This is a genomic window from Rhizobium sp. P38BS-XIX (assembly GCF_012641435.1).
Taxonomy (GTDB): domain Bacteria; phylum Pseudomonadota; class Alphaproteobacteria; order Rhizobiales; family Rhizobiaceae; genus Rhizobium.
Genome location: NZ_JABAIJ010000002.1, coordinates 407934 through 420466, shown reverse-complemented (window position 1 = coordinate 420466; position 12533 = coordinate 407934). Strand labels below are relative to the sequence as shown.

The window sequence follows — 12533 nt, the reverse complement described above, 5'->3', positions numbered from 1 at the left end:
CCTTCTCGCGGTGATCATATCAGAACCCGCCGTTGCAAAGATGGAAAAGGATATCATCCGTATCGGCATCCTCAACGATATGAGCGGCCCCTATGCTGACTTGGGAGGCCCAGGTTCAGTCGTCGCCGCCAATCTGGCGGTGCAGGACATGGCTGATGCATTTAAAGGCGTTAAGCTGGAAATCATCTCCGGCGACCACCAGAACAAGGCCGATATCGGATCCGCGCTGGCGCGTCGTTGGTTCGATCAGGACGGCGTGGACGTCATCGCTGATGTTCCTGTATCCTCCGTCGCGCTGGCGGTGCAGGAAATTGGGCGGCAGGCGAAGCGGATCACACTGATGCAAGGGTCGACTTCCGATCTCTCAGGCAAGGCGTGCTCTCCTTATAGCACCGCTTGGCAGGATGACACCTATGCATACTCGAAGGCGACTTCGCAGGCGGTGGTTCTCGACGGAGGTAAGAGTTGGTTCTTCATCGCAGCCGACTACGCTTTCGGACAGGCGTTGGAGCGCGATGCGGGAGGCTTTATCAAGGCAGCGGGCGGCGAGATCGTCGGCTCCGTGCGTCATCCGATCAACGCCGGCGATATGAGTTCTTATCTGCTGCAGGCGCAGAGCTCCGGCGCGCAGGTTGTTGGCTTGCTCAACGGTGGCACCGATCTTATCAACTCGATCAAGCAAGCAAACGAATTCGGTATTTCGGCCAGCGGCCAGCGTGTTGTCGCCTTTCTGGTGTATCTTACCGATATCCATGCGCTCGGCCTTGAGGCAACAAAGGGGTTGCTACTTTCGGAAGGCTTCTATTGGGATCAGAACGATGCTGCGCGGACATGGTCAAAGCGCTATTTCGAAAAGATGAATCGTATGCCGACCAAGGAGCAGGCTTCGGTCTACACATCAATCGTCCACTATCTTAAGGCCGTGAAGGCTGCGGACACTCTTGACGCTGATGTCGTCGCTGAAAAGATGCGTGACATTCCTGTGGATTATTTCGGCAATACCGGCACGGTCCGCATCGACGGACGTGTGGTCTATCCCCTGACCCTTTATCAGGTGAAGGAGCCCAGCGAAAGTAAGCAGGCTTGGGATTACTACAAGCCAGTGCGCGAAATTGCGGCGAAAGATGCCTTCCGTCCGATGAGTGAAGGCGGCTGCCCTCTCGTGAAGTGAAGCCGAGCCCAAATTCACATGGAGCGCGCAAATGCGTCTCCAACGTGAACCTGGGTAAAAGGAAGGTTCGCCGCATGGCTCCGACACGCGATCAATCAACGCAACGCATCATCCTCCAATGCCGTGGCTTGACGCGAGAGTTCGCAGGCTTCGTAGCCGTCGCCGGCGTGGATCTCGACATTGCTGAAGGCACCATTCACGCACTGATCGGCCCTAATGGCGCTGGCAAGACAACCTGCTTCAATCTTCTGACCAGGTTTCTTGCGACGAGTAGTGGCTCAATTAAATACAAGGGCCGCGATATCACCTCAGCAAAACCATCTGACGTAGCGCGTTCTGGCATGGTCCGTTCATTCCAAATATCTGCAGTCTTCGGACAAATGACCGTTCTGGAAAACGTCCGTATTGCCCTTCAACGAAAGCGCGGCGACAATTTCGATTTCTGGCGGTCCGCGAATGTGTTGCGCCAGTACGACGACCAGGCCCGACATCTTATCGAGACGGTGGGCCTTACCGCTTTTGTTAGTGACCGCGCGTCCATCCTTCCATACGGCCGCAGGCGCGCGCTGGAACTGGCGACTACGCTCGCGCTTGATCCTGAAATGCTTCTGCTTGACGAACCCATGGCCGGCATGGGGCATGAGGACATCGCAATGACGGCCGAACTTATACGCCAGGTTGCTGCCAATCGCACAATTCTGATGGTTGAGCATAATCTACCCGTTGTCGCTACCCTCAGCGATCGGATTACGGTGCTGGCGCGCGGCAAAGTGATCGCTGAGGGCAACTACGAGAGCATTTCACAAGATCCTGCGGTTATGCAGGCCTATATCGGGACAGGTCATGGATAGTCTATTGATGAAATCCCCTTCTGAGGGGGTGGCGCCACTGTCCGTTCGAAGACTGAATGCCTGGTATGGGGACAGTCATGTTCTGCATGGTATGGACTTCGAAATATTGCCCGGCGAAGTGATTACACTTCTTGGGCGCAATGGTGCCGGAAAGACAACAACCCTCCGGGCCATCATGGGTCTTATACCAAGACGCCGAGGTGTGGTTTCTATCTATGGCGAGGAAACGGTTGGGTTTCCGCCGCGTCGAATAGCTCGACTAGGAGTCGGTTACTGCCCGGAGGAGCGCGGTATCTATTCGAGCCTCACAGTCAATGAGAACCTGATGCTGCCACCCATAGTGCGCCCTGGTGGTCTGCCGCTGGAAAAAATCTTCGACCTTTTCCCGAATCTGCAAGAGCGGCTGGCGAGCACTGGGACGAAACTCTCTGGCGGTGAACAGCAAATGCTGGCGATTGCGCGCATTCTGCGCACGGGCGCCAAACTGCTGCTGCTCGATGAGCCAACCGAGGGATTGGCACCCGTCATTATTGAGCAGATCGGGCGTACCGTCGAGGTGCTCAAGTCGGAGGGCTTCACGATTGTCCTAGTCGAACAGAATCTGGGGTTCGCTGCGTCGATCGGCGACCGGCACCACGTTGTTGAGCAGGGGAAGATTGTGGACGTTGTCGATCGCGACGATCTACGAGCCAACCATTCGAAACTAAAGACCTATCTGGGAGTGTGATAGTGACGATGTTTGGATTACCGCTACAGGCGCTGGTGGGACAGCTTTTGCTTGGGCTGATCAACGGTGCGTTCTACGCCATATTGAGTCTCGGGCTTGCTATCATCTTTGGGTTGCTCAACGTCGTCAACTTCGCACACGGTGCCTTTTATATGATGGGAGCTTTCTGTGCGTGGATGCTTCTTAATTATCTCGGTATCGGCTTCTGGGCGGCTCTGCTTCTGGCCCCGGTGAGTGTCGGTGCTATTGGCATCGTCCTCGAACGACTGTTCATCTCTCGTCTTTATCGCCAGGACCCCCTATACGGTATGCTCCTGACCTTTGGCATGGCTCTCATCGTACAGGGTCTTTTTCGGAACCAGTACGGCGTTTCGGGCCTGCCATATCACATTCCGCCCGCTTTATCGGGTGGGCATAATCTCGGCTTCATGTTCCTGCCCAACTATCGCGCCTTTGTCATCGTATTTTCTGCAATTGTCTGTCTGTTGACTTGGTTCTTCATCGAAAAGACCCGGCTCGGCTCCTATCTGCGCGCAGCAACCGAAGACGCATCACTAACCGAGGCGTTCGGTATCAACGTCCCTCTCCTGGTCACTCTCACTTATGGTTTCGGTGTGGGATTGGCAGCGCTGGCGGGCGTGCTTGCAGCGCCGATCACGTCCGTTAATCCGAACATGGGTGCCGATGTCATCATTGTTGTGTTCGCGGTCGTTGTCATCGGCGGCATGGGCTCGATCATGGGTTCGGTCGTTACTGGGTTTGGTTTGGGACTTGTCGAGGGTCTGACGAAGGTGATTTATCCATCGGCGGCATCAACTGTCATCTTTCTCGTCATGGTTTTGGTTCTGCTCGCCCGTCCGGCTAGCATGTCGGGAAAGGGCGTTTGATGGCCGACGTCAACCCGATTTCTATCCATAAGATGGCGGCGCCTTACGCGCAGAAGCATATTTACGGCTGGATAGCGTTTGCTATCTCGCTTTGCATCGCGCCTTTCTTTTTCTACCCGATCCTTCTCATGAAGATCCTATGTTTTGCGCTGTTCGCAAGCGCGTTTAATCTCATGCTTGGCTTTGGCGGGCTTCTATCCTTCGGTCATGCTGCATTCTTCGGTTCGGCCAGCTATGTTTCGGCGTACCTCGCTAAGGAATGGGGCCTGGATCCAGCGCTTTCCGTTCTTGCCGGCACTGCGATCGCCACGATTCTCGGAGCGGCCATCGGCTCGATCGCGATTCGCCGCGAGGGCATCTATTTCGCTATGATCACATTGGCGTTAGCTCAACTCGTTTTCTTTGCCGCGTTGCAGCTGAAGTTCACCGGTGGCGAAGACGGAATCCAATCTGTGCCGCGTGGTATGCTGTTCGGGTTTATCGATCTTTCTGATAATGGGCAGATGTACGCGTTCGTCGCCGTTGTTTGCTTTGCTGCTCTGTTGTTCGTCCAGCGCATCGCTGCCTCGCCGTTCGGACAAGTACTCCAAGCCATTCGTGACAACGAAACGAGAGCGACCTCGCTAGGTTACCGCGTAGATCGCTACAAACTCCTTATCTTTATACTGTCGGCTACTTTGTCAGGATTGGCGGGGGCTATGAAGTCGCTAGTGTTCCAACTGGCCTCATTAACTGATGTACACTGGTCTACTTCAGGGGAGGTCATTCTCATGGTCATACTGGGCGGTATCGGCACGTCTTCAGGGCCAGTCGTCGGCGCGGCTCTTATCGTCTGGATGCAGGAATATCTGGCCTCCTTTGGGGCCTGGGTGATGGTGCTGCAGGGGATGATCTTCGTTGCCTGCGTCTTGGCTTTCCGCCGCGGAATTATAGGCACTCTGAGGGACACAAGTTCTTTCATGAGCCGCTGTTTGAAGATGTAAGTTCGCTGCACCGTACCGCCCCACTGGCAACCGCGCGACGCCCGAAGGAAGGAGGATTTGATGCTTGAGACAAGACTTTATATTGACGGCATTTTCGTTGGTCCGGAGCGGGGAGGGTTTTTTCCCGCCGTCAATCCTGCGACTGAGGAGCCGTTCGCACAGGTTGCCGCAGGGCAGGCGTGCGACATCCACAGAGCCGTGCGGGCTGCACGGCGTGCATTTGATAGTGGCGAGTGGTCCGGCCTTCCAGCACAGGAGCGAGCTGCCAAGCTTCGACGCATAGCAGATGGTATCCGCCACCGCTTGCGAGACATTGCATTTATTGAGGTTCGCGACAACGGCAAGCCCTTGCTGGAGGCCGAATGGGACGTTGCGGATGCCGCCTTCTGCTTCGAATACTATGCCGATCTTGCCGAACAGCATGCGGGGCGTTCAACAGAGGTGGTCGATGTGGGGGACAACCGGTTCCAGGCGAAAATCTGTCGAGAGCCGCTGGGGGTGGTGGGCGCAATCACACCTTGGAACTTCCCGATTCTGATGGCGGCCTGGAAGGTCGCACCAGCGCTCGCCGCCGGTTGCACCATTGTACTAAAGCCATCCGAACTGTGTTCGGTCTCTTGCGGTGCGCTAGCCAAAATCATACATGAGGCAGGTCTACCACCAGGCGTGTTCAACCTTGTCACGGGCACGGGACCAGAGGCGGGCGAGGCACTTGCCAATCATCCTCTAATTGACAAAGTGGCGTTTACAGGCTCGGTTGCGACCGGCCGTAAAGTGATGCAGGCTGCTAGCGCCGGTATCCGAACGGTGTCGCTAGAACTGGGCGGAAAGTCGCCGTTCATAATCTTTGATGACTGCGAGCTCGCAAAGGCCGTTGAATGGATCCTGTTCGGGATCTTTTGGAATAAGGGCGAGGTTTGCTCTGCAACGTCGCGCGTACTGGTTCACCGCGGCATTTTCAATCAGCTTCTTGAATGTTTGCGGACGGCCACGGAGGCGATTGAGATCGGTTCGGGAGAGACTCCCGGCGTCAAGCTCGGACCGCTGGTCTCGAAGGATCAATACGAGAAAGTGCGCGCCGCTGTGGAGGCCGCCAAACGTTCTGGCGCACGGCTCGTTACTGGCGGCGAACCCCCCAAGGGCTTAAATCGAGGTTACTTTCTCAGTCCGACAATCTTCGCAGAGGTACCGACCGGTTCTTCAATCTGGCGAGAGGAGATTTTCGGGCCAGTTGTGTGCATTAACCCGTTCGACACAGAAGAAGAGGCGCTCGAGCTAGCAAACGACAGCAATTACGGTCTCGCCGCAGCGGTCATGTCCGACGACCTCGACCGCTGTGAACGAGTTGCGGCGAAGCTCCGCGCTGGCGTTGTCTGGATAAATTGCTCGCAGCCCACGTTCACCCAGTTGCCCTGGGGCGGTTACAAAATGTCAGGGATAGGACGCGAACTCGGGCGCGCTGGCTTTGATGCCTATTTCGAAATCAAACAGGTTACTCGGTTTGACCATTACGAGCATTGGGATTGGTATTCCCAAGCAGCGAAAATGGCGACGGAAGCGTGAAATGATTGCTTCTTCCGATAGTCTGTCTCTGGCCGATCGTCGGCCTTATTGGAACGATACGGTCGGACCACAGACAGAATGCCCTCCTCTTAGACGTGATGTCAGTTGCGATATCGCAATTGTCGGGGGCGGATTCACAGGCCTTTGGACAGCGCTCGAAGCAAGCCGGCGGCAGCCGGATGCGCGGATCCTGCTTGTGGACGCGGGGCGCTGCGGCAACGCAGCGTCGGGCCGCAACGGCGGGTTCTGCGCGCCGTCCATTTCTCACGGCGTCGGTAACGCGCTGAAGCGTTGGCCTGCGGAAGCCGAGGATCTGATCCGCCTTGGGCGCGCCAATCTGGATGCCTTTGAAGCCGATCTCGCTGAATTCGGAATGGACGTTGAGTTTGAGCGCAAAGGTAAGCTTACCGTCGCGGAAAAGCCCTGGCAGGTAGAAGGACTCAGAAGGCAGGCGGAGAATTATCGTCGCTTCGGTATCGACTGTTCACTTTTGACTGAGGGGGCCCTGCAGAAACGCTTTAGCTCGCCGGTTTATTTGGCTGGGCTCTTTGAGCCAAACTACGCCCTGCTTAATCCTGCAAAGACAGTGGCCGAACTTCGACGAGTCGCCCTATCCAAGATGATCGACATCTATGAAAACACAGCTGTCACCGAGATGCGGGCCAATCCGCGCGGTATCGAATTGATTACGCTGAGTGGTCTCATTCGCACGCGTAAGGTGGTGCTTGCCACAAATGCCGCGCCGCCGCTGCTCAGGCGTCTTCGCTACGCGACCATCCCGATTTTCGACTATACTATTGTTACCCGCCCGCTGGATCCGGCGGAAATCGCGTCTATTGGCTGGAGCGAGCGGCACGGCGTCGCTGACTGCGGCAATCGGTTCCACTATGTTCGGAAGACCGCAGACAATCGCATCCTCTGGGGCGGCTATGATGCGATCTACCACTTCGGTTCGCGTAGAGACGAAGCCTTTCTCAGGGAAAGTGACAGCTTCACCCGCCTTGCAGCCAATTTTGTCCGGGCGCTACCGTCACTCGCGAACGTGCCCATAACCCACGCTTGGGGAGGTATCATCGACACGTCGGCACGTACGACTTTCTTCGCGGGAACAGCGCAAGCCGACCGCGTGGCCTACGCAATGGGCTTTACCGGGCAGGGCGTTTCCGCCAGCCGTTTCGCGGCGCTGACAATGCTCGATCTTCTGGAAGGTCGTGACACCGAGCGGACGAGAATGGCGATGCTACGCCGTCGGCCATTCCCTTTTCCTCCAGAACCTTTCCGCTGGCTCGGCGTCCGTTTAGCCCAGCATGGTTTGGCGCAGGAGGACGAAACTGGTCACCGCTCCGCGTTTAACAAGGCTCTCGACGCCTTAGGAGTCGGCTTCGATTCATAAAAGGTTATCATATGGCTTCCTCTCCCCAGCACGTTGTGTCCTTTACCGATAAAGTGATTGAACCCGCGGAAATAGTCACCTCTGATCCGGCTGTGGTCGACCGGCCGTACCATGCGCGGAGTTGGCGGTATTTCGCGCGCCCGGAACTCGGTGCGGCTGCAGGTATCTGGGAGGCTGAGCCGCATCTTGAGCGCGTTGCTTGCGACTATGATGAATTTTGTCACCTCCTCGAAGGAACTGTTCGGCTGACGGATTCGCAATCTGTCTCCCGAACGTTCGGCCCGGGCGACAGCTTTGTCGTATCTGCCGGATTCCAAGGGACGTGGGAAAATCTCACGCATGTGCGCAAGATATTCTTTATCTTGCGGTAGAGTACCATTTAGAGATGTCGTCGAGGAACCAGCTGACCTATCCATAATGTGGAGACGAGCATCTTCAGAGTAACTCTCCCCCGTCAGTTGAACTCTAAAAGACCGCTAACCACTCTAACGTTTTGGACCTGAAAATCAGCACCTACTGTTGATGGCGTTGAGTCAGATTTCCAGTTATAGAACACCTTATACGTCACCTTCAGACGTTTATGCTATTCGGCCTAGGCGTCTGCGGATCAAATCTCGTCAAGAGCAGGAACGAGATCTGTCGGATTGGAAGTCAGAACTTCTCCGCTAGCACTCACACGACTTCTGCTTCCGCCTCCGTCAACTGAGATAGATAGTTCTGCACGATCGCCGCGTGTTTCGGCCGAACCGATGTAAGCAAGCGGCTCCCCTCTTGCTGCAGAACCACTTCTGCCTCCCTGCCATTCCGCCGCCGAACGATCAAACCACGCTTTTGCATCCGGGTGAGCTGGTGCGACAGCCGGCTCTTATCCCACCCGAGAGAGTTCATCAGCTCGCTTTGGGGCAGAACCTCGCCTTGCTCGTCCAGCTCTTCAATACGAGACAGGATCGAAAAGTCAGCGCCGCTCACACCGGGACCTATCTCGCCTCTCATCACGCTGGCTGTTGTAGTTGAGATTTTCTTCAACGCCTGCCATAGCGAAAGCTCGTTCTCATCGAGATGAGACCGCGGCTCATCTCGTCAATTCTCACTTATATCCTGGGACATTTGCTCTATCTGCGCTCTGCCTGAATAGATCTTGGTAGGGCTTCTCTGCCGCGACGAACGTTTCGACCTCAGTGACCCCGAAACCTATCCTCTGCCGTCCGGCACCCAGTCCAATGAAGATTGTATCACAAAAGGCGTCAAGAGGAGCACCGTGCGGTTCAGCGCCACCGAGATGTGTCTGCACGGCCGGCGGGATGATTTCCACGACCAGGCAGGAGGTCTTGGCCAGCGCCTCTCGAAGAACCATCGTGTAGCTAGGGATGGCAGCCTTACACGCGCTGTAGGTCGGAGCGAAGGCCTGGGGAACGAACGCGCCTCCCGAACTAACATTCGCGATCAACGACGGCCTGTCGTGCGAAAGGAGCCGCGGCAACGACCACGATCCTGCGTCTTGTAGGCGCGGTCATTTTTCGCGTCCATAACGTGTCCATGACAAGGGAGTTCGTGGCCGCCGCCAATGCCGTAATCAACCAGAAGACAAGGGTCAGGGTAATGAACGCTTATGTCGGTTTCCTTGGCCTCATGCCTGCGCCCTCTGAGAGCCGCGCTCGTCTTCCAAACGGCGATGCCAATCAATGAAGGTTTCCCGCAGCCATATGTGTGCCGCATCAGAAGTGCTATGGTGATGCCACTGCATTCCGATGGCCACTTGAGGCATCGAGAATGGCAGCTCAAGGATCCTGAGTGGCAAGACCGTGGCATACTTTTCCGCAAGACGCCGCTGCAGCATTGCAATTCGCTGTGTGCCAACAATGAAATCCGGTATCTGATCGAACGCGCTGACCGTGATTTCGCAACGACGTCGGACCCCTGCGTTGGAAACGAAACTTTCGTCAATGGGCGTCGCTCGATAGATGCCTAACCTGACTGTAACATGACCGAGGGTTTCGAAATTCTCCAGTGTGAGCGTCTCCCCGATCGCGTCGTTTTCGGACCAAGCTACTACGACAAAGTCTTCGGTTGCCAGTCCAACGATCGGGAGATCCGGGAGCAGGAGATCCTTGAGTGTGAACAGGATGTCTATTTCTCCTGCGGTAAATTTAGCGATCGTGTTCGACCCAGTAACAGGCCATAAGTCAAGCTGCACATTGGGCGCCAGATTTTGCAAAGCTCTGGCGAATTCTACCAAGTATACGCGGACCATATAATCGGACGCTGCGACCGCGAACGATCTCCTCGATGTTCTGGGATCGAACGGTTGTCGGAATATCACGGAGCCCTGAATGTCCGTGAGAATTCGCCGAATTGGCGCAGCGAGATCTTGCGCAAAAGCCGTTGGCCGAGTCACACGCCCCACCGTGACAAAGAGTTCGTCGCCGAAGTATTCCCGTAAGCGACCGAGGGCGGCACTCATCGCCGATTGCGAAAGATTTATTCGCTGCGCTGCCCGCGATACTGACTGCTCGGTGAGAAGCGCATCTAATGCCACCAGCAGGTTGAGATCCAGATTGTTGAAACGCATTAGATCGCCTCGGAATTGCGAACTCGCATCCAAATTATGGATGTGAGAGATGAATTCAATTCGTTTGATCGATACTTAACGCTCTGACTAAAGTCCATAGGAAGAAAGCTTGGAGGCGCGTAGATTGCGCTGGGAGGACCAATGCAGACGAAATTCGGTTTGATGACGATCGAAACGCAACAGGGAATAGAGACAGCGATTTGGGTCGACGGGCAGGTTGTTCCATTTTCTACATTTCGAGCCCTTGAGGCCTACAAAAGTCTCGATGATGTCCTGTCGGCGTGGGATGCGGCGATGGAGCCTTTGCAACGTGCCGCAGGAGAGGTTGCCGAAGGGAGGTGTGCGCATCAGGTCTTGGATCCAGACGCAATAGCGATTAGGGCGCCACATACCCCAAAACAGGTATTCTGCACGGGTGCCAACTACCGCCAGCACGTTGTTGACATTGTGACGCACCGTTTCGCTGACCGCTATTCGAAGGAGGGTCTAAGCGATGACGAGATTCGTGCCAAGATACAAGACATGATGGACGAACGAGCGCGTAGTGGCACGCCTTATATTTTCACGCGCATCCAATCGTCGTATGCCGGCCCCTTCGATGACATCACGCTTCCACCCTTCGCCGAACAGCCTGACTGGGAAGCCGAGCTGGCGCTTGTGTTCAAGCGCGGCGGGCAAAATATCGACCGCCGGAATGCCATGGATCATGTGGCTGGATACCTTGTTGTCAACGATATAACAAGCCGCGATCAGATTTTCACTGCAGACCCGAAGGACCTAGGAGCCGACTGGCTCCACGCAAAGAATAGTCCCGGATTTTTTCCTATGGGCCCCATGATCGTTCCGGCACAATTCGTCGAGGATCCACACAATCTCAAGATTGAGCTCAAGCTCAACGGGAAGATTATGCAAGATGCGCGGACCGACGACATGATTTTCGATATTCCTCACCAGATCGAGGTACTGTCGAAATACGCACGCATCATGGCCGGCGACCTCCTGGCGACTGGGTCGCCTTCCGGAAACGGAACCAGCCACAATCGCTACTTACGGCCCGGCGACGTCATGGAGGTGACGATTGAGGGGCTTGGGACGCAGCGATCCTGCTGTGTCTAACGGTAAGGCAGCACCGGGAACGGGCAAGTGACCCCACCCGGCGACGTCGTGGAGGTGACTGTCGAAGGAGCGGGAGCACAGCGAACTCGCTGTGCCGCGGCGGTTAAAAAATCAGGAGGGAGGAAGGCAATATGCCTATTCGGAAAGCTCTTATCATCGGAGGCGGCATCGGCGGACTTTGTGCGGCAATTGCCCTTCGCCAAAAGGGCGTCGAGACCCATTTAATTGAAAAGCAAGAAACTCCAAAGGGTCAGGGGATCGGTATTATCCATCAGACCAATGCCGTGTTGGCGGAAGCGGCGCTGGGGGTAGCCGATGAGGTGTTAAGACAGGGGTGGGGATTTGCGGGTGGCCGTGTCCATAACCAAGCCGGGCAGCTTCTGTACGAAATCCCTGCGCCAGCCGGGTTACCTGAAGGTCTTCCCGCGGATATGGGGATTACCCGATCAAGGCTGACGGCTATCCTTTTGAGCCGGACCAAAACGCTTGGAACGAAGATAACGACCGGGACAACGGCCCAGGTCATAGATAACACCTCAGACAGCGCAACAGTGCGCTTTTCGAATGGAGACTCCGACAGCTACGACTTGGTTGTGGGCGCTGACGGAATCTATTCGGATTTGCGGCAACGTCTTTGGGGCGAGCAGTATCGTGCAATTTTTTCCGGACAGGGCGGATGGAGGCTTAACATCCCGCGCCCAGAAGAGCTTGAACATGTATGGCTTTACCTTCGTTCCGATGGCCCGAACTGCGGTCTTATGCCGTTGGCCAACGACCTAGCCTACATGTGGTGCACGTCGAATGAGCAAAGCGCCGGTTGGAAAGATAACGCAGATCTACCGAACGAGATGAACAACCTCGTCAAGGATGTTGGCGGTCTCTACGGAGAACTACGTGAACGGCATTTAATTGGTGGGGCCGACATCATCTACCGGCCGTTCGAATACGTCGATCTGCCGAAGCCGTGGCACAAAGGTTCGGTCGTGCTCATTGGCGATGCAGCTCATGCGTCCACTGCACACCTGGCGCAAGGGGCCGCCATGGCAATGGAAGACGCCGTAGTCCTCGGCGAAGAAGTAGCCGCCGGTGGAGCTGCGCCTGACGTTCTGCAACGGTGGGAAAACCGGCGCTATAAGAAATGCGTGTGGGTTGCCGAAACTTCTCTGAAGCTTTGTCTCAACGAGCAGGGACGCTTGAACGAACCTGGATTCGACGCGCTTACACAGATGATCGAAGGGCGCAAGCGCGCAATGGCGCCGACTTAGGAAGTAGA

The 12533-nt window shown here is 55.8% G+C and carries 13 protein-coding genes; 10 read left to right on the top strand and 3 right to left on the bottom strand.

Translation table 11 applies throughout. The features are described 5' to 3' along the window. Nucleotides 1-40 precede the first annotated feature (40 nt). From HGP17_RS11110 to HGP17_RS11075, 8 genes are all read left to right on the top strand, one after another. Nucleotides 41-1171, top strand: coding sequence for an ABC transporter substrate-binding protein (locus HGP17_RS11110; RefSeq protein WP_246704020.1), 1131 nt, complete (start codon nt 41-43; stop codon nt 1169-1171). A gap of 74 nt (nt 1172-1245) precedes the next feature. Continuing rightward, complete coding sequence (locus HGP17_RS11105; protein WP_168808809.1) at nt 1246-2022, top strand: ABC transporter ATP-binding protein; 777 nt, start codon at nt 1246-1248, stop codon at nt 2020-2022. Further along, nucleotides 2015-2749, top strand: a complete 735-nt coding sequence (locus HGP17_RS11100) for an ABC transporter ATP-binding protein (protein ID WP_205925922.1) — start codon at nt 2015-2017, stop codon at nt 2747-2749. Before HGP17_RS11105 ends, HGP17_RS11100 begins: the two co-directional genes overlap by 8 nt. Beyond that, nucleotides 2749-3636 (top strand): branched-chain amino acid ABC transporter permease, encoded by an 888-nt coding sequence (locus HGP17_RS11095; protein WP_168809138.1) that lies wholly within the window; start codon nt 2749-2751, stop codon nt 3634-3636. The genes HGP17_RS11100 and HGP17_RS11095 overlap by 1 nt, the downstream gene beginning before the upstream one ends. Nucleotides 3637-3668: 32 nt before the next feature. Then, complete coding sequence (locus HGP17_RS11090; RefSeq protein WP_246704060.1) at nt 3669-4619, top strand: branched-chain amino acid ABC transporter permease; 951 nt, start codon at nt 3669-3671, stop codon at nt 4617-4619. A gap of 60 nt (nt 4620-4679) precedes the next feature. Next, nucleotides 4680-6182 carry an aldehyde dehydrogenase family protein gene (locus HGP17_RS11085; protein ID WP_168808805.1) on the top strand — a complete coding sequence of 501 codons (1503 nt, stop codon included), beginning with the start codon at nt 4680-4682 and terminating at the stop codon, nt 6180-6182. Between the two features lies 1 nt (nt 6183). Next, nucleotides 6184-7575 (top strand): FAD-dependent oxidoreductase, encoded by a 1392-nt coding sequence (locus HGP17_RS11080; RefSeq protein ID WP_168808803.1) that lies wholly within the window; start codon nt 6184-6186, stop codon nt 7573-7575. A gap of 11 nt (nt 7576-7586) precedes the next feature. Further along, complete coding sequence (locus tag HGP17_RS11075) at nt 7587-7946, top strand: cupin domain-containing protein (protein ID WP_168808802.1); 360 nt, start codon at nt 7587-7589, stop codon at nt 7944-7946. 301 nt (nt 7947-8247) lie between these two features. Here HGP17_RS11075 and HGP17_RS11070 read toward each other — a convergent pair whose 3' ends face one another. The 3 genes from HGP17_RS11070 to HGP17_RS11060 all read right to left on the bottom strand — a co-directional run bounded on the left by HGP17_RS11070 (nt 8248) and on the right by HGP17_RS11060 (nt 10144). Continuing rightward, the gene (locus tag HGP17_RS11070; protein ID WP_168808800.1) at nt 8248-8544 is read right to left on the bottom strand and encodes a MarR family transcriptional regulator; all 297 of its coding nucleotides are present in this window, start codon (nt 8542-8544) and stop codon (nt 8248-8250) included. Between the two features lie 118 nt (nt 8545-8662). Further along, nucleotides 8663-9055, bottom strand: coding sequence for an SDR family NAD(P)-dependent oxidoreductase (locus HGP17_RS11065; protein ID WP_168808799.1), 393 nt, complete (start codon nt 9053-9055; stop codon nt 8663-8665). Nucleotides 9056-9202: 147 nt separating this feature from the next. Next, nucleotides 9203-10144: a LysR family transcriptional regulator gene (locus HGP17_RS11060; RefSeq protein ID WP_168808798.1), complete on the bottom strand. Its 942-nt coding sequence runs from the start codon at nt 10142-10144 to the stop codon at nt 9203-9205. A 141-nt stretch (nt 10145-10285) separates the two neighbouring features. On the opposite strand from HGP17_RS11060, the gene HGP17_RS11055 reads away from it, so the two are divergent. Together HGP17_RS11055 and HGP17_RS11050 are read left to right on the top strand one after the other, a co-directional pair. Next, on the top strand, nt 10286-11260 hold the full coding sequence (locus HGP17_RS11055) for a fumarylacetoacetate hydrolase family protein (protein WP_168808797.1): 975 nt from the start codon (nt 10286-10288) through the stop codon (nt 11258-11260). A gap of 131 nt (nt 11261-11391) precedes the next feature. After that, nucleotides 11392-12525, top strand: a complete 1134-nt coding sequence (locus HGP17_RS11050) for an FAD-dependent monooxygenase (protein WP_168808796.1) — start codon at nt 11392-11394, stop codon at nt 12523-12525. The last annotated feature ends 8 nt before the right edge of the window (nt 12526-12533 follow it).

Coding starts and splice junctions, on each gene's coding strand:
- HGP17_RS11050 (WP_168808796.1), top strand. CDS start 11,392: ATGCCTATTCGGAAAGCTCTTATCATCGGAGGCGGCATCGGCGGACTT.
- HGP17_RS11090 (WP_246704060.1), top strand. CDS start 3,669: ATGGCGGCGCCTTACGCGCAGAAGCATATTTACGGCTGGATAGCGTTT.
- HGP17_RS11075 (WP_168808802.1), top strand. CDS start 7,587: ATGGCTTCCTCTCCCCAGCACGTTGTGTCCTTTACCGATAAAGTGATT.
- HGP17_RS11105 (WP_168808809.1), top strand. CDS start 1,246: ATGGCTCCGACACGCGATCAATCAACGCAACGCATCATCCTCCAATGC.
- HGP17_RS11110 (WP_246704020.1), top strand. CDS start 41: ATGGAAAAGGATATCATCCGTATCGGCATCCTCAACGATATGAGCGGC.
- HGP17_RS11085 (WP_168808805.1), top strand. CDS start 4,680: ATGCTTGAGACAAGACTTTATATTGACGGCATTTTCGTTGGTCCGGAG.
- HGP17_RS11100 (WP_205925922.1), top strand. CDS start 2,015: ATGGATAGTCTATTGATGAAATCCCCTTCTGAGGGGGTGGCGCCACTG.
- HGP17_RS11080 (WP_168808803.1), top strand. CDS start 6,184: ATGATTGCTTCTTCCGATAGTCTGTCTCTGGCCGATCGTCGGCCTTAT.
- HGP17_RS11060 (WP_168808798.1), bottom strand. CDS start 10,144: ATGCGTTTCAACAATCTGGATCTCAACCTGCTGGTGGCATTAGATGCG.
- HGP17_RS11055 (WP_168808797.1), top strand. CDS start 10,286: ATGCAGACGAAATTCGGTTTGATGACGATCGAAACGCAACAGGGAATA.